Source organism: Hydrogenophaga sp. UC242_50 (genome assembly GCF_042697355.1).
Lineage (GTDB): Bacteria > Pseudomonadota > Gammaproteobacteria > Burkholderiales > Burkholderiaceae_C > Hydrogenophaga.
The window spans coordinates 890,229-912,002 of record NZ_CP170553.1 but is presented as its reverse complement, the minus strand read 5'-3'; the positions used below and the strand labels follow the sequence as shown (position 1 = coordinate 912,002).

The 21,774-nt window shown below is 69.5% G+C and carries 25 protein-coding genes and 2 pseudogenes; 14 read left to right on the top strand and 13 right to left on the bottom strand.

What is annotated here, in order from left to right; all coding sequences use genetic code 11:
- Positions 1-128: 128 nt before the first annotated feature.
- On the bottom strand, positions 129-1,400 hold the full coding sequence (locus ACFJGX_RS04760) for a PQQ-dependent sugar dehydrogenase (RefSeq protein WP_382322503.1): 1,272 nt from the start codon (positions 1,398-1,400) through the stop codon (positions 129-131).
- A complete protein-coding gene (locus tag ACFJGX_RS04755) occupies positions 1,397-1,780 on the bottom strand; it encodes a hypothetical protein (protein ID WP_382322504.1) in 384 nt (127 codons plus the stop codon). Before ACFJGX_RS04755 ends, ACFJGX_RS04760 begins: the two co-directional genes overlap by 4 nt.
- A 128-nt stretch (positions 1,781-1,908) precedes the next feature.
- Between ACFJGX_RS04755 and ACFJGX_RS04750 the strand changes: the two genes are divergently transcribed.
- Both ACFJGX_RS04750 and ACFJGX_RS04745 read left to right on the top strand, forming a co-directional pair.
- Positions 1,909-2,673: a cytochrome c oxidase assembly protein gene (locus tag ACFJGX_RS04750; protein WP_382327869.1), complete on the top strand. Its 765-nt coding sequence runs from the start codon at positions 1,909-1,911 to the stop codon at positions 2,671-2,673.
- Entirely contained in the window at positions 2,670-3,317 is a 648-nt protein-coding gene (locus ACFJGX_RS04745; RefSeq protein WP_382327867.1) for a cytochrome b, read from the top strand. The genes ACFJGX_RS04750 and ACFJGX_RS04745 overlap by 4 nt, the downstream gene beginning before the upstream one ends.
- Here the strand turns inward: ACFJGX_RS04745 and ACFJGX_RS04740 are convergent.
- The gene (locus ACFJGX_RS04740) at positions 3,256-3,942 is read right to left on the bottom strand and encodes a c-type cytochrome (protein WP_382327865.1); all 687 of its coding nucleotides are present in this window, start codon (positions 3,940-3,942) and stop codon (positions 3,256-3,258) included. The two genes, ACFJGX_RS04745 and ACFJGX_RS04740, sit on opposite strands and share 62 nt — an antisense overlap.
- On the opposite strand from ACFJGX_RS04740, the gene ACFJGX_RS04735 reads away from it, so the two are divergent.
- From ACFJGX_RS04735 to ACFJGX_RS04715, 5 genes are all read left to right on the top strand, one after another.
- Positions 3,941-4,360 carry a c-type cytochrome gene (locus ACFJGX_RS04735; RefSeq protein ID WP_382325802.1) on the top strand — a complete coding sequence of 140 codons (420 nt, stop codon included), beginning with the start codon at positions 3,941-3,943 and terminating at the stop codon, positions 4,358-4,360. The two genes, ACFJGX_RS04740 and ACFJGX_RS04735, sit on opposite strands and share 2 nt — an antisense overlap.
- Before the next feature lie 25 nt (positions 4,361-4,385).
- Positions 4,386-5,321 (top strand): cytochrome c oxidase subunit II, encoded by a 936-nt coding sequence (coxB, locus tag ACFJGX_RS04730; RefSeq protein ID WP_382322508.1) that lies wholly within the window; start codon positions 4,386-4,388, stop codon positions 5,319-5,321.
- Positions 5,318-7,924, top strand: coding sequence for a cbb3-type cytochrome c oxidase subunit I (locus tag ACFJGX_RS04725; protein ID WP_382327863.1), 2,607 nt, complete (start codon positions 5,318-5,320; stop codon positions 7,922-7,924). Before coxB ends, ACFJGX_RS04725 begins: the two co-directional genes overlap by 4 nt.
- Positions 7,921-8,226, top strand: coding sequence for a hypothetical protein (locus ACFJGX_RS04720; protein ID WP_382327861.1), 306 nt, complete (start codon positions 7,921-7,923; stop codon positions 8,224-8,226). The genes ACFJGX_RS04725 and ACFJGX_RS04720 overlap by 4 nt, the downstream gene beginning before the upstream one ends.
- Before the next feature lie 130 nt (positions 8,227-8,356).
- Positions 8,357-8,827 carry a hypothetical protein gene (locus ACFJGX_RS04715; protein ID WP_382322511.1) on the top strand — a complete coding sequence of 157 codons (471 nt, stop codon included), beginning with the start codon at positions 8,357-8,359 and terminating at the stop codon, positions 8,825-8,827.
- 46 nt (positions 8,828-8,873) lie between these two features.
- Here the strand turns inward: ACFJGX_RS04715 and ACFJGX_RS04710 are convergent, their stop codons facing one another.
- Positions 8,874-9,269 carry a hypothetical protein gene (locus ACFJGX_RS04710; RefSeq protein ID WP_382322512.1) on the bottom strand — a complete coding sequence of 132 codons (396 nt, stop codon included), beginning with the start codon at positions 9,267-9,269 and terminating at the stop codon, positions 8,874-8,876.
- Positions 9,270-9,384: 115 nt separating this feature from the next.
- Here ACFJGX_RS04710 and ACFJGX_RS04705 point away from each other — a divergent pair, with 115 nt between their 5' ends.
- From ACFJGX_RS04705 to ACFJGX_RS04685, 5 genes are all read left to right on the top strand, one after another.
- On the top strand, positions 9,385-9,588 hold the full coding sequence (locus ACFJGX_RS04705) for a hypothetical protein (RefSeq protein WP_382322513.1): 204 nt from the start codon (positions 9,385-9,387) through the stop codon (positions 9,586-9,588).
- Complete coding sequence (locus ACFJGX_RS04700) at positions 9,585-9,884, top strand: hypothetical protein (protein WP_382322514.1); 300 nt, start codon at positions 9,585-9,587, stop codon at positions 9,882-9,884. The genes ACFJGX_RS04705 and ACFJGX_RS04700 overlap by 4 nt, the downstream gene beginning before the upstream one ends.
- Positions 9,885-10,063: 179 nt before the next feature.
- Positions 10,064-10,294 (top strand): hypothetical protein, encoded by a 231-nt coding sequence (locus ACFJGX_RS04695; RefSeq protein WP_382158994.1) that lies wholly within the window; start codon positions 10,064-10,066, stop codon positions 10,292-10,294.
- Between the two features lie 299 nt (positions 10,295-10,593).
- Complete coding sequence (locus ACFJGX_RS04690) at positions 10,594-10,848, top strand: hypothetical protein (RefSeq protein ID WP_382322515.1); 255 nt, start codon at positions 10,594-10,596, stop codon at positions 10,846-10,848.
- Positions 10,849-10,998: 150 nt separating this feature from the next.
- Positions 10,999-11,181: a hypothetical protein gene (locus tag ACFJGX_RS04685; protein WP_382322516.1), complete on the top strand. Its 183-nt coding sequence runs from the start codon at positions 10,999-11,001 to the stop codon at positions 11,179-11,181.
- Here ACFJGX_RS04685 and ACFJGX_RS04680 read toward each other — a convergent pair.
- Positions 11,165-11,437: a 2Fe-2S iron-sulfur cluster-binding protein gene (locus ACFJGX_RS04680; protein WP_382322517.1), complete on the bottom strand. Its 273-nt coding sequence runs from the start codon at positions 11,435-11,437 to the stop codon at positions 11,165-11,167. The genes ACFJGX_RS04685 and ACFJGX_RS04680 overlap by 17 nt on opposite strands.
- A gap of 40 nt (positions 11,438-11,477) precedes the next feature.
- Here ACFJGX_RS04680 and ACFJGX_RS04675 point away from each other — a divergent pair, with 40 nt between their 5' ends.
- Both ACFJGX_RS04675 and ACFJGX_RS04670 read left to right on the top strand, forming a co-directional pair.
- On the top strand, positions 11,478-11,825 hold the full coding sequence (locus ACFJGX_RS04675; RefSeq protein WP_382322518.1) for a hypothetical protein: 348 nt from the start codon (positions 11,478-11,480) through the stop codon (positions 11,823-11,825).
- A gap of 88 nt (positions 11,826-11,913) precedes the next feature.
- Positions 11,914-12,595 (top strand): annotated as a pseudogene (locus tag ACFJGX_RS04670) (hypothetical protein).
- Here the strand turns inward: ACFJGX_RS04670 and ACFJGX_RS04665 are convergent.
- The 8 genes and pseudogenes from ACFJGX_RS04665 to ACFJGX_RS04630 form a co-directional block, all read right to left on the bottom strand.
- The gene (locus ACFJGX_RS04665) at positions 12,570-13,484 is read right to left on the bottom strand and encodes an FAD-binding protein (protein WP_382327859.1); all 915 of its coding nucleotides are present in this window, start codon (positions 13,482-13,484) and stop codon (positions 12,570-12,572) included. The pseudogene ACFJGX_RS04670 and the gene ACFJGX_RS04665 sit on opposite strands and share 26 nt — an antisense overlap.
- A gap of 52 nt (positions 13,485-13,536) precedes the next feature.
- Positions 13,537-14,295 (bottom strand): annotated as a pseudogene (locus ACFJGX_RS04660) (FAD-dependent oxidoreductase); the annotation flags it as partial.
- The gene (locus tag ACFJGX_RS04655; RefSeq protein ID WP_382327857.1) at positions 14,285-17,179 is read right to left on the bottom strand and encodes an amidase family protein; all 2,895 of its coding nucleotides are present in this window, start codon (positions 17,177-17,179) and stop codon (positions 14,285-14,287) included. The pseudogene ACFJGX_RS04660 and the gene ACFJGX_RS04655, both read right to left, overlap by 11 nt.
- A gap of 13 nt (positions 17,180-17,192) precedes the next feature.
- Positions 17,193-18,014, bottom strand: a complete 822-nt coding sequence (locus tag ACFJGX_RS04650; RefSeq protein ID WP_382322523.1) for a sugar phosphate isomerase/epimerase family protein — start codon at positions 18,012-18,014, stop codon at positions 17,193-17,195.
- A 38-nt stretch (positions 18,015-18,052) separates the two neighbouring features.
- Positions 18,053-18,829, bottom strand: a complete 777-nt coding sequence (locus tag ACFJGX_RS04645; RefSeq protein WP_382163806.1) for an ABC transporter ATP-binding protein — start codon at positions 18,827-18,829, stop codon at positions 18,053-18,055.
- A 115-nt stretch (positions 18,830-18,944) separates the two neighbouring features.
- A complete protein-coding gene (locus ACFJGX_RS04640; protein ID WP_382327855.1) occupies positions 18,945-19,961 on the bottom strand; it encodes an ABC transporter substrate-binding protein in 1,017 nt (338 codons plus the stop codon).
- Between the two features lie 73 nt (positions 19,962-20,034).
- Positions 20,035-20,811, bottom strand: a complete 777-nt coding sequence (locus ACFJGX_RS04635) for an ABC transporter permease (protein ID WP_382322525.1) — start codon at positions 20,809-20,811, stop codon at positions 20,035-20,037.
- A 19-nt stretch (positions 20,812-20,830) separates the two neighbouring features.
- On the bottom strand, positions 20,831-21,661 hold the full coding sequence (locus tag ACFJGX_RS04630) for a dihydrodipicolinate synthase family protein (RefSeq protein WP_382327853.1): 831 nt from the start codon (positions 21,659-21,661) through the stop codon (positions 20,831-20,833).
- Positions 21,662-21,774: the final 113 nt, after the last annotated feature.

The window sequence follows — 21,774 nt, the reverse complement described above, 5'->3', positions numbered from 1 at the left end:
GGCATGTCGCTCGGTTACCCCGAGCCAGACGCACCCGTCAACCGCATGGCCGATGCCGCGCCGCGAGGTGAGCGAGTTCGTCAGCTTCGAAAGCTTCGACGCGCCACCGCGCGCGTGAATGGGCGTGCTCAGCGCGCCGGCGTCACGCGCCAGACGGTGTTGGACAGGTCGTCCGCCACGATCAAGGCGCCCTTGGGGTCCACGGTCACGCCGACCGGTCGGCCCATGGTCTTGCCGTCGCTCTGGAAGCCGGTGACGAAGTCGACCGCCGGGCCGCTGGGGCGGCCGTTGGCGAAGGGCACGAATACCACCTTGTAGCCCACAGGCTCGTCGCGGTTCCAGCTGCCGTGCATGCCGATGAACGCCCCCTCGGCGAACGGCGCCGCGAACCCCGTCTGCACAAAGGACAGCCCCAAAGGCGCCGAGTGCGAGGGCAGGGCAACGTCCGGGCGCACCGCAGCCTGGACCTTCTTGTCGTCCTGAGGCTGCACGCGGCGGTCGACGTTCTGGCCCCAGTACGCATAGGGCCAGCCATAGAACGCCCCTTCCTTCACCGACGTGAGGTAGTCCGGCACGAGGTCGGGGCCGAGCTCGTCGCGCTCGTTCACCACCGCCCAGAGCTGCCGGCTGGTGGGCTCGAACGCCAGCGCCGTGGGGTTGCGCAGGCCGGTGGCGAAGGTGCGCGTGGCGCCATGGCTGGCATCGATCTGCCAGACCACGGCGCGGTTCTCTTCCACCGCCATGCCGCGCTCGCCGATGTTGCTGTTGGAGCCGATGCCCACGTAGAGGTAACGGCCCTCGGCATCGGCCGCGAGCGACTTCGTCCAGTGGTGGTTGACCGCCGAAGGCAGCTTGGTGACGCTCACGGGCGCCGCCGTGGCCTGGGTCTGCCCGGCCACGTAATCGAAGCGCACCAGTTCGTCCTGGTTGGCGACGTACAGCTTGTTGCCCACCAGCGCCAGGCCGTAGGGCGCATTGAGGTCCTTCGCGTAGACCCATCGGCCTTCGTAGGTGCCATCGCCATCGGCATCGCGCAACAAGGTCAGCTGGTCGCCGCCCTTGACGGCGGTGTTGCCCTTGGCCTTGATGATGCCGGCGATGTAGTCCTTGGGCCGCAGGGTCGGCGCACCGCCGCCCTTGCCTTCGGCCACGAGGATGTCGCCATTGGGCAGCACCAGCGACTGGCGCGGGACTTTCATGTCGGTGGCGATGGACTTGATCGTCCAGCCTGGCGGCACGGTGGGCCGGCGCTCGCCCCAGCCGGCGGGTTCCGCGATGCGCATGCTCGGCAGCAAGCCCCGCTGCGGGGGCGGCAGCTCGGGGTTGGCGGGTTGCTGTGCGCCGCTCGCCGCGGCCGCCAAGGCCAGGGTGGTGCCCATCCACAGGGCCCGGGCCGTCATGCCGTCCTCCGCAGAAAACCGGCCAGCCCGCTCGCGCTGGCCGCCACGGCGAGCACCACCACCACGGCCGACAGGATCAGGCCGGCCGGCATCGTGGCCCAGCCATCCTTGCCGTGGATCAAGGCGTTGACGAAGCCGACGACGAAGGTGATCAGCAGCAAGGCCAGATAGAGCAGGCCCCCACGTGGACGTTGGGCCGACGCACGCAGCGCGTCCACGGCGGCCCACAACAGCACCGGGCCGGCGATCAGCAAGCCGCCCGCGTTCAGCCACGCGGCGAAGTTGAGCCACTGGATTTCCTGGCTGCCGGCGTAGGCCCAGTCGCTGAGGAGCGCGCCCAGGAAGAGCGGCACGGAGGAGAGGGCGAAGAGGGCATGCATTCGGGTATTCACGGTCCAACTGCGGTGTTGCTGAGGCCATGATCGCCAGGGGCTGGGGCAGGTGTCTGTTCGCCACCGAACAGTGCACGATGTCGCTCCGTGGTGTCATGCACGTGGAGGTACATGCCTTGGACGAACTGAGGAGGTGGGTTCCCTACTGCGGCGAGGCACCCGGCCCGGAGGTCTGGCTGAGCCGATGGAACCTCGACCCCGTGCTCGGGGCCGTTCTGTTGCTGGCGGCGCTGGCCCTCTGGCGCATGCCGGTGGGCAGCGATGCCACGCCCCGCCGGCGCCTGAGCCTGCGCGGCGCGTGGGCCCTCGCGGTGGTGCTCTACGTGTCGCCGCTGTGCGCGCTGAGCTCGACCTTCTTCACCGTGCGGGTGATCCACCACCTCGCGCTCGTGCTGGTGATGGCGCCCTTGCTGGTGTTCGGTCTGGAGCCCTGGCTGCGGCGCTTGCCGGTGTCGCTCTGGAGCGCCACGGCCATCGCCACCGTGGTGTTCTGGATCTGGCATGCGCCGGCGCCGTACGCGGCGGCCCTGTCGTCGGACGGGATCTACGCGCTGATGCAAGGCACGCTGCTGGCCAGCGCCATGGCGTTCTGGCTCGCCGTGCGTCGGGCCGCGCCGGCCGCGGCGATGGGCGCCGTGCTGGTCACGACGGTGTGGATGGGGCTGCTGGGCGCCTTGATCACCTTCGCCGGGCGGCCACTGTATCCCCCGCATTTCGCGTCCGCCCTGAGCTGGGGCGTGGCGCCGCTGGAAGACCAGCAACTCGCCGGCATCACGATGTGGGCGCCGGGCAGCATCGCCTACCTGGCCGCGGCGATGTGGATCGGCTGGCGCTGGATGGGCGCCGAACGCGCGCGCGGCGTGCGCGCCGATCTCGCATGAACCTCATTGCCGCCATCGAATGGGCCGAGGGCTACAACCGGCGCGGCCTGTACTCGCCGATCGGCGTCACCTTCCACTGGGTGATGGCGGCGCTGATGATCTTCCAGCTGGCCCATGGCTGGTACCTGGGCTGGCAGCCGGTGGGGGGCGACAAGTACGTCGGTTACCAGACCCACACGCAGATCGGCCTGACGATCATGCTGCTGGGCACGCTGCGCCTGTTCTGGCACAGCCAGCTCAGCGGCCCCGACACCGTGGACGAGACCTCGTTGGCGGGCAAGGCCAGCCGCCTGCTGCAGACCTGGTTCTACGTCAGCTTTTTCGCTTTGCCCATCAGCGGCTGGGTGATGTGGTCCACCTTGCCCAGCGACCTGCCGCTGTCGATCGCGGGCCTGATCCCGTTCCCCAACCTGCCGTTCGATCAGTTGTCCGAGGGCCTGCAGCACCGCCTGATGCAGTGGGCCGCGACCGCCCACTTCTGGATCGTGTGGATCACGGCGCTCCTCATTCCCGGCCATGCCGGGGCGGCCGTGCTGCACTACGTGATCAAGCGCGACCGCGTCCTGCCTTCGATGTTCGACCTCAACGGCCCGGACTCGCCGGGTGTGGTGGGATCCGCGCCAGATAAAGGCCCAGTTGCCTGACCTGCCCGGCATCGAGCTGCTGAGCCACCTCCAACATCCCATGCTTGCCGTCATTGCGCCGTTTCGACCGCTGCCAGTCCTGCAGTTGCTGGCTCAGGTAGAAGGCCGGCTGGGCGTTCAGCGGCGGCCCGTTCTCGCTGCCCACGCCTTCGGCGCCGTGGCACTGCTGGCACGCGCGCGCATACAGCGCCGGCGTCGCGGCATCGATGGTTTCCTGCGTGGCGGGTGCCACCGCCTGCGGCGGCAAGGCGGCGTAGTGGTTCGCCACCCGCACGCGTTCGTGGCTGTCGAGAAAACGCGCCACGTCGCGCATCACCTCGTGCGGCCGCAGGCCGGCGGCGTAGTCTTCCATCTGCTTCTGCAGGTAGCCCGCCGGCAGGCCGGCGAGCCGCGGCGCGTCGAAACCATTGCCCTCGCCGCGCACACCGTGGCAGGTCGCGCAGGCGTAGCGCGCGCCGGCTTCGCCGCCGCTCATCGCGATGAGTTCGCCGCTGCGGCTCCAGCGGTCGTCGCTGGGGGTCTTGCGGTCGGTGCAGGCCGTCGTCAGGAGCAGGGCGCACAGGGCCAGCCACAGCCGGCCGGGGTTCGCGGGCCGGTGTGTGTGCAGCAGCGGGTGGGTGCGCATGGAATCTAGATCATCGTTCATGCCGGGCCCCGGCGGCACATTGAGGGGCTATTGCGGCCGCTGGCTGGTGCTGGCCTGCTTCAGCCTGGTGGCCTGCGACGGCCCGCCCGACCGCACGCCGACGCTGGGCGACGCCGACGCCGCCACCGGCCGACGCCTCGTCGCCGACAAAGGCTGCGTGGCCTGCCACACCTTCCCCGACGTGAAGTGGCCGCGCGGCGGGCTCGGGCCGTCGCTGCACGGCTTCGCCCGGCAGGGCCTGATCGCCGGGCAGCTGCCGAACCAGCCCGGCGTGCTGATGCAGTTCGTCAGAAACGCGCCCGGGCTGGTGCCCGGGACGGCCATGCCGGCCATCACGATGTCAGACCAGGAAGCCCGCGATGTCACAGCCTACCTCCTCACGCTCCAGTCTCGCTGAGGCCCTGAGCGGCTGGCCCCCGCCCGTGCTCGATCCGCACGGCCCGTTCTCGAACACGGTCACCTCGCTCGCCTGGGTGCTGATCGCGCTCGTCACGCTGATCTTCGTGCTGGTCTGCGCGGCCCTCTGGGTGGCGCTGTACGGCAGCGACGAATTGCGCGCCAGGCTCGGTGGCGAAGGCGTCGTCAGATGGTTCGGGCTCATCGTCCCGACCGGCATCCTCTTCCTGCTGCTGGTGTGGGGCCTGACGCTGGCCGCAGGCATGAGCACCATCAAGGGCGACGAGCTGCGCATGCGCGTCTCGGGCAACATCTACTGGTGGCGCGTGTCCTACCTGGACGCGGCGGGCAACGAGGCGCACGCCGATGCCAACGAACTGCACATCCCGGTGGGCCAGCCGGTGGTGGTGGACATGGTGTCCGAGGACGTGATCCACAGCTTCTGGGTGCCCAAGCTCGGCGGCAAGATGGACATGATCCCGGGCCGCACCAACCGGCTCAAGCTGCAGGCCGACAAGGCGGGCGTCTACGGCGGGCAATGCGCCGAATTCTGCGGCGGGGCGCACTCGCTGATGGGCTTCGTGGTGGTGGCGCACGAGCCGGCCGACTGGCAGCGCTGGCGCGAGGCGCGCCTGGCGCGCCAGCAGCCACCGCCGGCCCCGGCCGCAGCCCCCGTCAACGACGAGGTGCTGCGCGGCCGCCAGCTCTTCGGCGACATGGGCTGCGCGGCCTGCCACCGCATCGCCGGCACGGCCGCGCAAGGCTTGTCGGGCCCCGACCTCACGCACATCGGTTCGCGGCAGTCGCTCGGCGCCGGCATCCTACCCAACAACCGCGGCACGCTGATCGGCTGGATCGGCGACAGCCAGTCGATCAAGCCCAACAACCGCATGCCCGCCTACCGCTCGCTGCAGGCCGCCGAGCTGCACGCCCTGGCCGCGTACATGGAGTCCTTGAAGTGACGAGCCGGATTCCCTCCGGCGTGGCGGGCGCGCTCGACGACGCGGCGAGCGCGCCGTCGGAAACCGGTTTCGACGCGCGGCTCTACGAGCGTTTTCCCACCAAGGGCCGAAGGCCGCGAGGCGAGCTCGAGGAACTGAAGAAGGTCTGGGAAACGCCCACGGGCTGGCGCGCCTTCAGCGCCGTCAACAACAACTTCATCGGCTTCCTGTTCATCGTCACCGCTTTCGGCTTCTTCGTCGCCGCCGGTGTGCTCTCGCTGGTGATGCGCGTGCAGCTGTCCGCGCCGCTGGCCGGCATCGTGCCGCAGGAGACCTACAACCAGCTGTTCACGATGCACGGCTCGGTGATGATGTTCCTGTTCGCCGTGCCCGCCGTCGAGGCCATCGCCGTGCTGCTGCTGCCGCAGATGATCGGCGCGCGCGACCTGCCCTTCCCGCGGCTGTCGGCCTACTCGTACTGGGCCTACCTCATCGGCGGCGTCGTCTTCTTCTGCTCGATCTTCTTCAGCCTGGCGCCGTCCGGCGGCTGGTTCATGTACCCGCCGCTGAGTTCGGCGGTCTACGCCCAGGGCATCAACGCCGACTTCTGGCTGCTGGGCATCGGCTTCATCGAGATCAGCGCGATCGCCGGCGCCATCGAACTCACCGTGGGCGTGCTGCGCACGCGCGCGCCCGGCATGACGCTGGCCAAGATGCCGCTCTACGCCTGGGCGGTGCTGATCTTCGGCGTGATGATCATCCTGGCCTTCCCCGCGATGATCATGGTGACCTTTCTGCTGGAACTCGAGCGCGCCTTCAACTGGCCGCTGTTCGACGCCACGCGCGGCGGCGACCCGCTGCTGTACCAGCACCTGTTCTGGTTCTTCGGCCACCCCGACGTCTACATCATCTTCATCCCGGCCTCGGCGATGCTCTCGACCATGATCGTCACGGTCGCGCAGAAGCCGCTGGTCGGCCACGAGATCGTGGTGCTGGCGCTGATCGCCACCGGCTTCATCAGCTTCGGGGTCTGGGCCCACCACATGTTCACGGTGGGCCTGCCCGGCCTGTCGGCCGGCTACTTCTCCGCCGCGTCGATGGCGGTGGCGGTCCCGGCGGGCGCCCAGGTGTTCGCATGGATCGCCACGCTCGCGGCGGGCAGGATCCAGCGCAACGTGCCCTCGCTCTTTCTCGTCGGCGGCATCCTCATCTTCGTGATGGGCGGCCTCACCGGCGTGATGGTGGGCATGGTCGCTTTCGACGGCCAGGTGCACGACACCTACTTCGTCGTCGCGCACTTCCACTACGTGCTGATCGGCAGCATGGTGTTCCCGCTGTTCGCCGCGTTCTACTACTGGACGCCGATGATCAACGGCCAGCAGCTGTCCGAGCGCGTGGGGCGCTGGGTCTTCTGGCTCAACTTCGTCGGTGTGCATGTCTGCTTCCTGCCCATGCACCTGAGCGGGCTGATGGGCATGCCCCGGCGCGTGGACACCTACCTGCCGGGCCGGTCCATGGAGGTGCCCAACCTGATCTCGACCGTGGGCGCCTTCATCATGGCGGCCGGGGTGCTGCTCTTCCTGATCGACGCCATCCGCTGCTACAGCCGCCAGGGCATGGGCGGCGGCGGGGGGAACGCGCGCAACGTCTACCACGGCGGCACGCTGGAGTGGCTGTCCACCGGCAACTACGGCATCCGTTCCATCCCCGTCGTCAGCTCCCTCGAACCCCTGTGGGCCGATGCCCGGCTGCGCGAGAACGTCGAGGCCGGGCGCTACTTCCTGCCCGGCACCACCACCGGCGCGCGCGAGACGCTGATCACCAGCAGCTCGCGCGCCGAGCCGCAGTACGTGCAGATCATGCCCGGGCCCGCCTGGTCGCCGCTGCTGGCGGCGCTCTTCACCGCCGGCTTCTTCCTGCTGCTCACGGTGAAGGCCTTGACGCTGAGCGCGATCTGCGGCGTGCTCACCATCGTCTGCGTGATGCGCTGGGTCTGGCACAACGACCGGCACATCCCGCAGAAGCAGGTGGACGCGGGCGGGGGCATCCTGCTGCCGACCTACGTGACCGGCCCGCAATCGCACGGCTGGTGGGCCGCGGTGCTGCTGGTCATCGTGCTCGGGATGATCTTTCTGATGGCGATGTTTTCCTACCTCTACCTGTTCGGCGCCCACCCGGACTGGTGGCGCATCACCGCGCCACGCGGCGCGCTGGCGCCTGGCCTGCTGCTGCTCGGCGCCTCGGCGGGCCTGGCCTACGCGGCCCGGCCCTTGCTGGCGAGGTTCAAGCGCGGCAGCGGGCTCAGCGCCGTCGCCATGGCGCTGAGCATGGTGTGCCTCGTCGCGGCGCTGGCGGTGGACAGCCTCGACTGGTGGAACGCCGGGCTGCGCGGCGATGCCAGCGGGCAAGGCGCGGCCATCTACGCCATGTTGGCGTGGCACAGCTCCATCGTGCTGGCGGTGATGCTCTCGGCCGTGTACTACCTGGCGCGCTGGATGCGCGGCCTGGCGCCGGGCCCGGCCAACAAGACCCTGGAGGCGCTGCGCATCCTGTTCATGTTTGCCGCGTGCGAAGGCGCGGCCGCCCTGCTGTTGCCGCGCGTGCTGCCGTGGGGCGGCGTGTGAAGGCGCTCCAGCCGTCGAGCGGGCGGCCGATCGTCACGGCCCTGGCCATCTGGTTCGCGCACTTCATGGTGATCTGGGCGGCCAGCGAAATCTGGCCGCACCAGTGGACGGCCAACGCGGTGGCCTGGGGCGCCACGGCGATCGCGCTGCTGGCCGTGGGCGTGCACGACGTTCGACTGAAGGCCCGACACACCGATGGCCGCCTCCCGGGCTGGAGCTACCGCATCGCGCGAGGGTCCACCGCCATTGCCACGGCGGCGGTGGTGTTCAGCGCATTGCCTTCCCTGGTGTTTCTGCCCTGAGCGGCAAAACTTGCAGACCTCGAGGAACAGGCCGGCCACCGCGCCCAGGGCAGACGGGCGGGCACGCCAACTGCCGGAGACCCTGTGGGCGCGGCACACCGCGCCCATCGACCCGAAAGGAAACCACACCATGGCACGCAGCAGCATCCAGGGCACCACCCCTGCACCACCCGAACCCGCCGGCCGCGACACCGCCTCGCTCGGCCCCGGGGACTCCTCCGACAGCGGCAGCGACATGATGGGCATTGCCGACAGCGACGGCGGCGACCCCAACGCGCCCGCCGACTTCGACACCCGCGACGAACAGCGCCCCAGCTTGCTGTCGCCCGACGCGCTGGCCTCCCCGAGCGACGCCGCCGGCACCGGCGAGAGCCGCAGCGCCGGCGGCGACGGCGGCAAGCGCGATGGATGGGACATCGGCGTGGATCACGTGATCACGCCCGGCGGCACGGACGCCGCCTCCGACGACGAAGACCCCGACCTCGCCTTCATCGACGACGCCGAAGCCGGCGACCCGCTGAGCGACGAGGGGTTGGACGAGAGTGAGGAAGACGGCACGGCGCCACCGAGGCCGAGTTCGCCGAAGTCTCCGAAGGCGTGATCTGGAGCGATCGGGGTTAACCGCTCTTCTTTCGCTTGGAGGGTGCTTAGCCCTTGGCCTGGGGCTTTCGCGCTGGAGCAATTGGCACCGTGGGCAATGGTGGCGGCGTCATGCCTGCGGCGAGCATGCCCACGTACTTCACCGCCTCGACCTGCTTCTCCGGAGAGCAACGTTCGAGGTCATCCACCACGGCGCGCTGCATCGGATTCAGGCCCGATCGCTTGACAAGGCGCTCACCCGTCAGAACGTAGAGAGCGTCCACGCCCTCGGCAGCAAACCGCGCCAGCAACTCGGCCGTAAGGCGCTTGCGGCCGTTGCACACGTCGCGAAGACCGGCTCCATTCGGCTCGCCGATTTTCCGGGAGGCTTCGGCGATCGAGCCAAACCGATCCAGCTCGGCACGAAAACGAGTAACTAATTCTTCCACATCGACGGTTGACATTATCTGATATTTCCTCAAAACTACATCCAAAGTACTTATTTAAAAGACAAGCCTCTCACTTGCTTGTGTATTTTTCCGTTACTCAATGCTAGCCCAGGGAAGGAGCTACTTCGCCATGACCCGATCAGCTGACTCTTCGACACGCAAGCGCGTGCCCAACGGCGTCAACAGCTCGCGCCCCATCGCGCTGCGGCTCACGCCGGCCGAGCTGGAACGTGTGAAAGAACGGGCCGAACGCGAACACCGCTCCATGGCCAGCGTGTGCCGCCTCGCGGTGCTGCGTGAGCTGGGCATGAACGACACGGGGACCACCCCATGAAACTCCGCCAGATCCCACTGCCCGAGCCGGTCTACCTCATGCGCTGCACCGTGCCGGCACAGCGCATGTCACTCTCGATTCAGCAACGCACGATGGCAGGCCTGAGCGTGGCCGCGAGCCGCACGGCGGAACCAGATGTGCCTGCGGTGGTGCTGCTGCAGGCACGCGAAGCCCCCTTCGACCTGGAATGGAGCCTCAGCCCCGCGCAGGCACGGGCGCTTGCGGCCAGGTTGATTGACGCTGCGGCGAACTGCAACAGGCTTGATAGCTTGGCTTGCACTGCCCCGTGCGGTTGAAGGACTCGCACTAACGCAGTAAATCGATCGCAGCGATTGCTGACGGCTGCGCTTGCGCACCGAACGTGCGATCTGCGCCACGTGGCGGTCATCCAGTCGTGACTATGAAGGTGTACGGCTTGCACACAGCGGTGCCACGGCTAGACTTCCGCAATCGGCCAGAAGCGGACATTGCATTCATGATCAAATTGCCCATTCGCGTTGATGAAAGTGGAGACCTGACGGAGTACTGGTCGGTTGCCGAAGTCGAAGCGAAGCTTGAGCCAATTGATGTCCTAAATGGCGAGTACGTGGTGACAGACGCGGATGGTCGCCCTTTACATCTCGACGTTGTGAGAGAACGGCGCCCATGGTTCTTCGGCCTCTTCAGCGTTGACGTGGAAGTCACAAAGCTATCGCCACCCCAATAGCGGGAATCGGCCAGAAGCGGACGTTCCCAGGACGAGCTGAGAACGTCCGCTTCTGGCCGATTGCGGCAGTCTAGCGGTGACACTGCTTCCTGCAAGTCCTAGACCTTCACCGCCAATGGCTGAATGACTGCAATGTGTTGCAGATCGCACCTTGCGCACCCCCGCCCCGCGAAGGCTTTTCGGCCCACGCCAGAAACATCCGTTTACTCAAAACCTGCCGGATCGATAGACGCGAGCCCAGCTCGAAGGCAAGCTGTTTGTTGGTGGAGCGCTTGGACCCCACCCCCCAGGAGAAGGCGATGAGCATCCTGCAGGCACCCGTGGGCAAAGGGCACACCGTTCAAAGCGTGCACCATCTCGCGCGAATTTGCTGCACGCCCGCAGCAAGCAAGCTCAAGCGCGAAGCCTCCACATCCACCCATTGGCAGACAGCGGATCCCGCTGTTCTTCAGACGCTCAGGACCGTGGTCGAAGCGGGCAATGAGAAGTTCGGCCACGGCTCACACTGGATAGAAAGACGCTACACGGCAGACGATCCTTCTTCTGCCCGCTAGAGAGCAAGAGCACTCAGCAGCGCATTCGACGAGGCCGGACAGGGCCTACAGGTCCACAGAGAGTTGGCCTACCGGGGCGAAAGCGCTTCAACCTGACACTGAGTCTTCGGACCGATGTCCGGTCCCGCAAACGCTCAGGAGCCCCGCAGCATGTCCATCACCCCCAACCCGCCAGGCCAGACCCCCGGCAAGCCCATCGACCAACAGCCCCCTGGCGACGACCGCGCGCCGGGTGCCAACCCGACGCATCCGGATCGGGCGCCTCAGACCAATCCCGCCGATCGCAAGCCGGGCGAAGCGTCGGGTGGCTTGGGCTTCAAGCCCGGGCAATGACCAAATCGGCCATGGGCCGGGCCACGCAGGGCAGGCAATAGCCGTCCTGCTTTTCGTCGGCGCTCAGGCCGGGCCAGGGAATGTCGTAGCGCACTTGCCCCTGCAGCAGCCGGGCGATGCAGGTGCGGCAGGTGCCGTTGCGGCAGGACACCGGCCAATCGATTCCCGCGCGCGCCATCGCCGCGAACAGGCTGGTCTCGCTGTCGGCCTCGGCGGCCACGGCTTGGCCGTCAATCTGGATGCGGAAGGTTTTCATGCGCGTCGAAAGGGGAATGGCGTGGGCTTAGACTTTCCCCATGACCTTGGAATATTGGAAGTATGACGCGGGCACCGAATCCGTCGCCTCCCTGGTGATTCCCGCCGCACTGGGCCGCGCGCGCACCTTCGACCTCGATGCCACCCTGCTGGTGTCTGTGCTGGCGGACCCCGCCGAGCCCTCGCACGAACTGGTCGTGGAGGTGGACGGCCGGCGTTTGTGGGCTCGCCGCGTCCCGGGCCATAGCCCCGGCGAGACCGACGGCCTGGACTACCACTGCCGCCTGACGGTCGAGGCCGATGCCGAATGCCGCGTGCGCGCCAAGGCGAGCTGCAAGGGCTCGCGGGTGCTGTCGCTGGTGCTGGAAGCCCGCGAGACGGCTTACTGAGACCCCTCCATGGATGGTGGCTTCGGTTGCCGCTGACACGGCGCTGCGCTAGCCTGCGGCTTCCTTCCACCGTGCCCAGGAGCCTCCCATGCCCAGCCGTTCCCTTCTTCTCGCCAGCGCCGCCGTTGCCACTGTCGCCCTGATCGCGGGTTGCGGCGCCATGAAGCCTTCTGGCGGCAACTCCATGGGTTTCTTCATCACCAGCGCCAACCCGGGCAAGGGCGGCGACCTCGGCGGCCTGGCCGGCGCGGACCGCTTCTGCCAGTCGCTGCGCCACCGCCGCCGGCGCGGGTGGCAAGACCTGGCGCGCCTACCTGAGCACCGCGGCCATGGATGGGCAAGCGGTGGTCAATGCGCGCGACCGGATCGGCTCCGGCCCATGGACCAATGCGAAGGGCGTCGTCGTCGCCACCAGCGTGGCCGACCTGCACAGCGCCAACGCCAAGCTCGGCAAGGACACCTCGCTGACCGAGAAGGGCGAAGTGGTCTCCGGCTTCGGTGATGCGGTCAACCGCCACGACATCCTCACCGGCTCGCGCCCCGACGGCACGCTGGCCGTGCCCGAGCCCGGCAAGGACACCACCTGCGGCAACTGGACCAAGAGCGATGGCGGCTCCGCCATGGTGGGCCACCACGACCGCAAGGGCACCAACCCCGACCCGGTGGCGAACGCGTCGTGGAACGCGTCGCACGGCACGCGCGGCTGCAGCGTCGATCAGCTCAAGATGAGCGGCAGCGCGGGGCTCATGTACTGCTTCGCGACGAACTGACCTGGGTGGAGGTGCGCCGCCCCACCGCGTGCATCACCGCCCGCCAGGCAAACACCATCGCCGGCCCCAGCGTCACTCCCGGCCCGGGGTAGCGCCCGCGCATGATGGACGCCATGTCGGCCCCGGCCGCGTACAGCCCTTCGATCGCCTGGCCGTCGCGGCCTAACACCCGCGCGTCCACATCGGTGCGCAGGCCCACGCTGGTGCCCGCGTCGCCGGGCCACACGGTCACCGCGTAGAACGGCGCCGTCGCGATGGGGCCGATGCAGGGGTTGGGCGTGTGGGTCGGGTCGCCGTTGAAGCGGTTGAGTTCGCTCGTGCCTTTGCCGTAGTCCAGGTCCACGCCGGTGTGCGCGAAGCCGTTGTGGCGCGACACGGTGACGCGCAGGCCTTCGGGGTCGATGCCGAGCTGGCCCGCGAGCGCGGCCAGCGTGGGCGCGCGCTTGAGGTAACCGGCGCGCAGGTAGGGCCGCAGCCGCCATGCGCCCGGGCGCACCAGGCCCAGGCCGTAGCGGTGCAGAAAGTGGGCGTCGCAGATCAGGTGCGCGGGCACGGCGGGCTCGGGCGAGGCGTTGAGCATCGCGAGCACGAAGTCGTGGTACGAGTCGCCTTCGTTGACGAAGCGCCGGCCGCTGGCGTCCACCGCGATCAGGCCGGGCTTGGCGCGGTCCAGCGCGAAGTGCGGGAAGCGCTGCTCGGTGCCGTCCGCCTGGCGCAGCACCGACACCGGCACCCAGAAGGCGGGCGTGCGGTGCCCGGTCTCGTCGATGGCGGCGCCCACGCTTTGCGCGAGGCGAAGGCCGTCGCCGGTGTTGCCTTCGAACAGGAGCGACTGCGTCTGCGCGGGCGCGGGCAGCAGGCGTTGGCGCCACTCGGGGCGCGTGCGCAAAGCCGCCGCAGGCGAGCACCACGCCGCACCGCGCCTGCACGCGCCAGGTGCGCCCGCCTTGCGAGAGCGTGGCGCCGCTCACCCGGCCGCCGTCTTCGTGCAACTGCTGCACGGCCACGCCCATGAGCGGGTCCACGCCGCGCTGGCGCAGGCTGAGCAGCAGGCGCGCGATGAGCGCGTTGCCCATCACCAGCCGCGTGCCGCGCGGGTGGCGCAGGCGGTCGCGCGCGTGGCGGCTCAGCAGGGTGAACACGTGGCGCAATGCGGCCCGCGAGGCCAGGGGCTTGAGCAGCGGCGCGATGTCGTCCTTGCTGACGGACATGCCGCCCAGCACCATCATGTGGCTCATGGGCGGGCGCACGCGCGCGAAGTCGGGGCCGAGCTCGCGCCCGTCGAAAGCGCGCGCGACGAGCGCCCGGCCGCCGATGGCCGCGCCGGCGTGCTGGTCGTGGTAGTCGGGGTGGCGCGCGGCGGGCACGAAGCTGACGCAGGAGTGTTGCGCCAGGTAGTCGAGCACGCGCGGGCCGGTGGCCAGGAAGGTGTCGCGCAGGTCGGCGCCGCTGTCGGTGTCGATCTCGGCGGCCAGGTAGTGGTGCGCGCGCACCACCGGGTCGGCCAGGCCGGCGCGCTCGCTCTGGCTGCTGCCGGGTATCCACACGGTGCCGGCCGAGGTGGCGGCCGTGCCGCCGAGCTGCTCGGTCTTCTCGCAGACCAGCACGCTCAGGCCTTCGATGGCGGCCACCAGCGCGGCCGTGAGCCCCGCCACGCCGCCGCCGATGACGAGCAGGTCGACCGTTTCCTCAGTGCGCATGCGGGAGGCCGCTCACCGGCGGGCGCCGGTGGAACCAGGGCCGCGCTGCTTCGAGTTGCGCGCACAGGCGCAGCAGCAGGCCTTCGTCGCCATAGCGCGCCGCGAACTGGCAGCCGATGGGCAGGTTGTCAGCCGTCCAGTGCAGCGGCACCGAGGCCGCGGGCTGGCCGGTGACGTTGAAGGGGTAGGTGAAGGGCAGGTAGGCCGCGAGCTTGCTCATCCAGTCGCGCACGTCGCTGGAGCGGATGTTGAAGTGGCCGATGGCCCGGGGCGTCTGCGCGAGCGTGGGCGTGAGCCACACGTCGAAGCGCTCGAAGAAGCCCGCGATGCGCCGCGACTGCCGCTGCAGCGCATGCAGGTTGAGAATGTATTCGGCCGCGCTGGGCACGCGGCCGACCTGGGCCAGCGCGTAGGTCAAGGGCTCGACCAGTTCCGGGTCGGGCAGGGGGCCACCGGTGGCGCGCGCGATGTTGGCCATGGTGTGGGTGGCGAACACCATTTCGAAACCGCGCTCCACCACCTGCGCGTCGTAGTCGGGCGAGGCTTCTTCCACGTGGTGGCCGAGCTGTTCGCACAGGCGCGCGGCGTCTTCCACGGCGTCCACGCAGGCCGGGTCCACCGGCACGCCGGTGGGCGCGGTCTTCGCGAAGGCGATGCGCAGGCGCCCGGGCGCGCGGCCCATCTCTTCCAGGTAGGGCCGCTCGGGCGGCACGGCGGTGTAGGGGTCGCCCGGCATGGGGCCGGCGATGGCGTCGAGCAGGGCCGCGCTGTCGCGCACGCTGCGGCTCACCACGTGCTGGTGGGCGAGGCCGTTGAGGCCCTCGCCGCCTTCGGGGCCGGCGGTGATGCGCGCGCGCGTGGGCTTGAGGCCGAACAGGCCGCAGCACGAGGCCGGGATGCGGATGGAGCCGCCGCCGTCGGTGGCGTGGGCCAGCGGCACCATGCCCGAGGCCACGGCCGCCGCCGCGCCGCCGCTGGAGCCGCCGGGCGAGAGTTCGGTGTTCCAGGGGTTGCGCGTCACGCCGTACAGCAGCGACTCGGTGATGGGCGAGAGCCCGAACTCGGGCGAGTTGGTCTTGCCCGCGATCACCAGCCCCGCGCGGCGCAGGCGCGCCACGATCTCGCTGTCGGCCGCCGCGGTGTTGTGCGCGTACAGGCGCGAGGACGCGGTGGTGGCCGCGCCCGCCACCGAGGCCACCAGCTCTTTCACCAGAAAGGGCACGCCCTGGAACGGCCCGGCCGGCAGGCCGCGCGCGATCTCGGCGCGCGCCGCGTCGTACAGCGGCGTGACCACCGCGTTGAGCGCCGGGTTGTGCGCGGCGATGCGCGCGAGCGCGGCCTCCAGCAGCTCCTGCGGCGTCACCTCGCCTTGCTTGACCAGCTGCGCCAGGCCCAGGCCGTCGTGGCTTTCGTAGTCGATGGTGCTCATGGGGTCTCCGATGCGTGGGGGGGGCCAGTCGGCGCGCGGCATGGCGGCGGTGTCGCTCAGGTCCGGGTCCACACCGGAGCCGAAGCCCACGCCCGCGAGCGAGCCCAGGGCCAGCTGCCCGCGCGCTATGCGCAGGCGCGCGCGGCCGTCCTGCCGGTGGTAGAGGTCGGGGTGCGCGGCCAGGTAGGCGTCGGCCTCGGCCGGTGGGCGGCCGTTGAAGCCGTCGATGAAGTGGTGGGCGTTGCGCTCCACGTGGGTGATGCCGAGCAGGCTGACCAGCGCCAGGTCCTGCTGCACGCTGATGCCGGGCTGGGTGGTGAGGTCTTCGGCCGACATGAAGAAGGTCTCGCGGCCCTCGGCCTGGTTCCACACCTGGCAGCGCGCGAGGTTGAGCACCGATTTGTAGAAGCCCTTGCAGGCCTTGGTGGAGACGCCGGTGTAGCCCAGCGCGCGGGCGCAGGGGAAGGCGTCGAGGTCACCGTCGGACTCGTCGATGATCACGGGCTTGTGCCGCGCCAGCGCCGCCACCGGCTGGGCCAGCGCCATCTGCCGCTTGATGGGCTGTTCGATCAGCAGCGTGGCCTCGCACAGGCGGCGCAGCGCGGGCTCGGCGGCCATGCGCTGCCACAGCGCGGCGATGGCCTCGGCGTTCTCGTACTGCTCGTTGCCGTCGAGCGTGACCACGTAGGGGTCTTGCAGGCGGTCGAGCACGGAGGCGATGCGGCGCAGCCGCTCGAGGTCGGCGTCGGCCTGGCCCGAGACCTTGAGCTTGAAGTAACGGTTGCCGTATGCGGCCACCACCTCTTCCAGGGTTTCGGGCAGGCCGTCGTTCACGCGCGTGCCGGCGGCCTGGTCGCCCGCCACGATGGGGTCGAGCAGGCCCACGGTGTGGCGCACGGCCAGCGAGGTCAGCGGCGTGAGGCCGCGCAGGAAGGGCGCGAGCGCGAAGCCCTGGAGATCGGGCGCGATGGGGTGCGCGCGCATGCCGGGCCGGTTGTGCTGCATCGCCTGCCAGAAGCTCAGGCCTTCGATGCGGCACAGCGCGTCGAGCACCGCGCGGTCGATCAGGGCCGGGCCGTAGCTGGTCACCAGCGGGTTCAGGCCACACGCGGCGCCGGCCTCCAGCAGCTCGCGGTAGTGGTTGGCATACAGGTCGAAGGCGCTGAGCGGGGGCGCCGCGCCGTAGGCCTCGGCGGTGAGTTCCAGCGCCTTGCGCAGCTGGTCGTGGTTCTGCGCGTCGGAGAGCGCGGGGTTCTTGTCGAACCACTTGGCGCCCAGTGCTTCGGCGGCGTAGCCCGTGCCTTCGCGCCCGTTCTCGTGGCGCACGCGCACGCGCACGATGGCCTGGCGGCCTTCGGTCACGGTGATGACGCCGAAGCGGAACGGCAGGCGCAGCCGGTAGGGCGACTCGAAGCGCTCGACGGACAAAACTTGGACGCGGGGGGCGGTGGGCATGGCGGTCATTTCCTCAATGCAGGGCCTCCAGCAGGCCCCGCAGGTAACCGATGGCGCGGGCGGCGGCCATGGGGCCATCGGGTTGGTAGTCGAAGGGCTCCACCGCCACCCAGCCGGCGTAGCCGTGCTGGCACAGCGTGCGCAGGATGTCGGCGAAGGCCAGCGCGCCCTGGCCGGGGCCGCGCAGGTTGGGGTCGTTCACCTGCACGTGGGCGAGCAGGCCGGTGGGCAGCCAGCGCGCGAGCACGGCAGGCACCGGCTCGGCCTCGGCGCGCGCGGCGGCGCAGCAGTCGAGCATGGTGCGCAGCGCGGGGCGGCCGATGGCGCGCACGATGGCGGCGGCCTCGGCCACGGTGTGGATGAAGTCGGCCTCGGGCGCGGCCAGGGGTTCGATGCAGTAGACGACGCCGGCCGCCTGCGCGTGCGCCGCCACGGCGGCGAAGGCCTCGATGCCGCGTTCGCGCGCGGCGGCTTCCTCACCCGGTGGCAGGCGGCGCTGCGCGGGCGAGCCGTGCACCAGCACCGAGCCGCCGAGGTCGGCGCAGAGGTCGATCTGGTGGCGCAGGGTGTCGAGCGTGCGGGCGCGCACGGTGGTGTCGGCCGAGGTGATGGACAGGCCCGCCGGTTGCCGCAGCAGCCAGTGCAGGCCCGAGACCTCGATGCCCGCGTCCACCGCCGCGCGGCGCAGCCCGCTGCGCCGCGCGCTCGACAAGGCTTCCTCGCCCAGCGTGAAGGGCGCCACCTCCAGCCCGTCGTAACCCAGGGCGGCCGCCACCTCGCACTGGCGGGCGAACGGCAGCGGCGCCAGCACCTCGTTGCACAGGGCGATGCGCACGGGGCCGCTCTTTCAGCCGCGCGGGCGGTGGCGAAGGTTCACCACTGCGGGCCGGCCCGCGTCTCGCGCCGGCCGGTGGCGCCCGAGAGTTCGGTGTACAGCTCGAAGGACATGCGGCCCAGCGCCGGGTCGGCGCGCGTCTCGGCGGTGCGCGGGCGCGCGATGTCCACCTGGCGGATGTTCGCCACGCGGCCCGGGCGCGGCGACATCACCACCACGCGGTCGGCCAGGAACACGGCCTCGGGAATCGAGTGCGTGACGAAGACGATGGTCTTGCGCTGCCCGCCGCTGCTGCTCTCGCCCCAGATGCGCAACAGCTCGATGTTCATCTCGTCGCGCGTCATGGCGTCGAGCGCGCCGAAGGGCTCGTCCATCAGCAGGATGGGCGGGTCCAGGATCAGCGCGCGGCAGAGCGAGGCGCGCTGCTGCATGCCGCCCGAGAGTTCGCCCGGCCGCTTGTTCGCGAAGTCGCCCAGACCCACCATCTTGAGCAGCGCGTGCGCGCGCTCGCGGTATTGCGCGGGGTTGCCGCCGGAGAGTTCCACCGGCAACAGCACGTTGTCGAGCACCGAGCGCCACTTGAGCAGCAGCGCGGCCTGGAACACCATGCCCACCTTGGGGATCGGCTTGTCCACCGGCACGCCGTCGACCAGGATGCGCCCGCTGGTGACGGGGCGCAGGCCGGCGATGGCGCGCATCAGCGTGGACTTGCCGCAGCCGCTGGGGCCGACCAGCGCCACGAACTCGCCTTCGCGGATCTGCAGCGAAATGTCGCGCAAGGCCTCCACCGGGCCGCTCTCGGCCTGGTAGATCATGCCGGCATGGTCCACCTCGATGAGGACGCGGCCCGAGGCCACGCCATCCGTTTGTTCTGTTGCTGGGCTCATCTCGTCGGTGTCCTGCATGCCTGGTTTCTTGCGCGCTGTGGGCTTACTTGACCGGCAGCGGCATCGCCACCTTGGTGAAGTACTCGGTGCTGAACACCGTCTTGCAATCCACCTTCTTGGGCAGGCCCATGTAGGTGTTGACGATGTCGGTGGAGGCGCACATCTTCTTCTCGTCGATCCAGCCGATGCCGTTGTCGGCGTAGTTCTTGGTGCGCATGAGGTCGAAGCCCATCATCATGTTGGACTCGATGATCGCCACGTCGATCTCGGGCACGCGCTTCTTGAAGATGGCCAGCGCTTCCTTGGGGTTGCGCGTCACGTCGCGCCAGCCCATGTACGAGGCTTCGAGGAAGGCCTTGAGCTGCTTGGGCTTGTCGGCCATGGTTTTCTCGCCCGCGATGATGGACATGGCGTAGAGGTCGAAGCCGTAGTCGGCCCACTGCAGGCGCACGGCCTTGCCCGGGCCCATGGCCTTGTCGTAGAAGGGCTGGCCGGTGGTGTAGTCGGCCACGCCGTCCACGCGCTTCTCGGCGATGGAGGCGACCTTGGCGGTGGGCTCGATGTTCACCCAGCTCACCTTGTTCGGGTCGATCTGGTTCAGGCGCGCGAAAGCGGGGAAGGCCAGGCGCTGGCTGTCGCCGGCGGGCGCGGCCACGGTCTTGCCTTCGAGGTCCTTGGGCTTGAGCAGCGGCGCGTCGGCGTGGCTGAAGAAGGTCATGGGCGTCTTGTCGAACACCATGCCCACCATCTTCACGCGCGCGCCGCGCGAGGCGGCCGAGATCACCGGCACCGCGTCGGCCAGGCCGGCGTCGGCGCGGTTGGTGTCCACCTTGGCGATGGAGTCGCCCGAGCCCTTGGAGTTTTCCAGCGTCACGTCCAGGCCGCGCTGGGCGTAATAGCCCTTGTCCAGCGCCACCCAGTAGGCGGCGTGGTCGCCCACGGCGAACCAGTTGAGGGCGAAGGTGAACTTCTCCTTGGCCTGGGCCGAGGCCGTGGCCGGCAGCAGCGCCAGCAGGGCCGCGCAGACGGCGGCGGCGGAAACAGCGATCCTGGGAGTCATGGTGCTTTCCTTTCGGAGGACGGGTGGGGAAGAGGAGAACGGCGGGGAGGGAAGGGGTTGTTGTTTTCTTTGATCAGCGCGGGGCTTCTTCGGCCCAGGGCGCGAGCAGGCGCGAGAGCAGGGCCACCAGGCCGTACAGCAGCAGGCCCAGCACCGAGATCCACACCAGCGCGGCGAACGCGGCCGGCGTGTTCATGCTGCTCTGCGTGGTGATGATCACGTAGCCCAGGCCCTTCTGCGAGGCCACGAACTCGCCCACCACCGCGCCCACCACGGCCGAGGTGGCGGTGACCTTGAGCGCGCTCAGGATGTAGGGGTAGGCGTTGGGGATGCGGATCTTCATGAACACCTTCCACTTGGGCGCGCTGAACACGCGGCCCAGGTCCACCATGTCCTGGTCGATCTGGGTCAGGCCCACGGCGGTGTTGATGACCACCGGGAAGAAGCCGATCAGCGCGCCGATCAGCATGTTGGGCAGGATGCCGTAGCCCAGCCACATCAGGAACAGCGGCGCGATCGCCACCTTGGGCAGCGTGTTCACGAACACCAGGAAGGGTGTGAGCGCGCGCGAAATGCCTTGCGACCAGGCGATCGCGATGCCCAGCATCACGCCGGCCACACCGGCCAGCACGAAGGCGCCGAGGATTTCCACACCCGTGATCCAGGCGTGGCTGAACCAGGGGATCTCGTCGCTCAGCATGGCCTGCCACACCGAGTACGGGCTGGGCAGCAGGTATTCGCGGATGCCGAACACCGACACCGCGAGCTGCCACAACACGATGAAGCCCACGAACAGCCCGATGGCGGGCAGGTAGTGGGCGGTCCAGCGGGCGATTCTGTTTTGCGTCATGGTGGGTTTCTTCTTTCCGTCACGCGAGCCAGCGGCTCAGGCCGGCCTTCACGAAGGCGTCGTCGGCCAGGTCGCCGTGCTCGGCGCACACGCGGTCGATGGCTTCCTTCTGGCCCGGGCTCAGGCCTTCGTTCGGGTCCAGGCACCAGATGCCTTCGAGCAAACCCTGGCGGCGCAGGATCTCATGGCAGCCGGCGATGCAGCCGTGGAAGTCGTTCGCCACGTCGAAGAAGGCGCTGTTGCAGTCGGTCACGCGGCTGTCCAGCGCCAGCATCTCGGCCGTCACCACCGAACCCTTGGCCGCCGACTTGCACAGCTCCAGCATGCGCACCGCGCCCGAGGTCCACACCGACCAGTGGCCGAGCAGGCCGCCCCGGAAGCGCACCGTCACCGGCACACCGTCGCGCGGCACGGTGAAGGGCGTGATCAGGTCGAGCACGATGTGGTCGTCGTTGCCGGTGTAGAGCGTCACGCGCTCTTCGGCGCGCGCCTGCACCAGGCCGCGCACCACGTCGAGCGTGCGGTAGCGGTGGAAGGGCGCGACCTTGATCGCCACCACGTTCGGGATCGCCGCGAAGCGGGCCCAGAAGGCGGCGCTCAGGTTCATGCCGCCCACGGCGGGCTGCAGGTAGAAGCCGATCAGCGGGATCTCTTGCGCCACCGCCTCGCAGTGGGCGATCAGCGCGTCTTCGCTCTGGCCCTTCATCGCGGCCAGGCTCAGCAGGCCGGCGTTGTAGCCCAGGCCGCGCGCGAGTGTCGCTTCGGCCACGGCCTGTTCGGTGCGGCCGCACACGCCGGCCACCATGGCGAGCTCGCGGCCGGGTTCGACCCAGGCGCGCGCGGTCTCCATCGGCCAGGCGCAGCACCTCTTCATACAGCCCCACCTCGCGGATCGCGAACTGCGTGGTGTGCACGCCCACGGCCAGGCCGCCGGCGCCGGCATCGAGGTAGTAGCGGCTGAGC

Coding starts and splice junctions, on each gene's coding strand:
- ACFJGX_RS04760 (WP_382322503.1), bottom strand. CDS start 1,400: ATGACGGCCCGGGCCCTGTGGATGGGCACCACCCTGGCCTTGGCGGCC.
- ACFJGX_RS04755 (WP_382322504.1), bottom strand. CDS start 1,780: ATGCATGCCCTCTTCGCCCTCTCCTCCGTGCCGCTCTTCCTGGGCGCG.
- ACFJGX_RS04745 (WP_382327867.1), top strand. CDS start 2,670: ATGAACCTCATTGCCGCCATCGAATGGGCCGAGGGCTACAACCGGCGC.
- ACFJGX_RS04735 (WP_382325802.1), top strand. CDS start 3,941: ATGGAATCTAGATCATCGTTCATGCCGGGCCCCGGCGGCACATTGAGG.
- ACFJGX_RS04740 (WP_382327865.1), bottom strand. CDS start 3,942: ATGCGCACCCACCCGCTGCTGCACACACACCGGCCCGCGAACCCCGGC.
- ACFJGX_RS04715 (WP_382322511.1), top strand. CDS start 8,357: ATGGCACGCAGCAGCATCCAGGGCACCACCCCTGCACCACCCGAACCC.
- ACFJGX_RS04710 (WP_382322512.1), bottom strand. CDS start 9,269: ATGTCAACCGTCGATGTGGAAGAATTAGTTACTCGTTTTCGTGCCGAG.
- ACFJGX_RS04705 (WP_382322513.1), top strand. CDS start 9,385: ATGACCCGATCAGCTGACTCTTCGACACGCAAGCGCGTGCCCAACGGC.
- ACFJGX_RS04700 (WP_382322514.1), top strand. CDS start 9,585: ATGAAACTCCGCCAGATCCCACTGCCCGAGCCGGTCTACCTCATGCGC.
- ACFJGX_RS04695 (WP_382158994.1), top strand. CDS start 10,064: ATGATCAAATTGCCCATTCGCGTTGATGAAAGTGGAGACCTGACGGAG.
- ACFJGX_RS04690 (WP_382322515.1), top strand. CDS start 10,594: ATGAGCATCCTGCAGGCACCCGTGGGCAAAGGGCACACCGTTCAAAGC.
- ACFJGX_RS04685 (WP_382322516.1), top strand. CDS start 10,999: ATGTCCATCACCCCCAACCCGCCAGGCCAGACCCCCGGCAAGCCCATC.
- ACFJGX_RS04680 (WP_382322517.1), bottom strand. CDS start 11,437: ATGAAAACCTTCCGCATCCAGATTGACGGCCAAGCCGTGGCCGCCGAG.
- ACFJGX_RS04675 (WP_382322518.1), top strand. CDS start 11,478: ATGACCTTGGAATATTGGAAGTATGACGCGGGCACCGAATCCGTCGCC.
- ACFJGX_RS04655 (WP_382327857.1), bottom strand. CDS start 17,179: ATGCCCACCGCCCCCCGCGTCCAAGTTTTGTCCGTCGAGCGCTTCGAG.
- ACFJGX_RS04645 (WP_382163806.1), bottom strand. CDS start 18,829: ATGATCTACCAGGCCGAGAGCGGCCCGGTGGAGGCCTTGCGCGACATT.
- ACFJGX_RS04640 (WP_382327855.1), bottom strand. CDS start 19,961: ATGACTCCCAGGATCGCTGTTTCCGCCGCCGCCGTCTGCGCGGCCCTG.
- ACFJGX_RS04635 (WP_382322525.1), bottom strand. CDS start 20,811: ATGACGCAAAACAGAATCGCCCGCTGGACCGCCCACTACCTGCCCGCC.
- ACFJGX_RS04630 (WP_382327853.1), bottom strand. CDS start 21,661: ATGGAGACCGCGCGCGCCTGGGTCGAACCCGGCCGCGAGCTCGCCATG.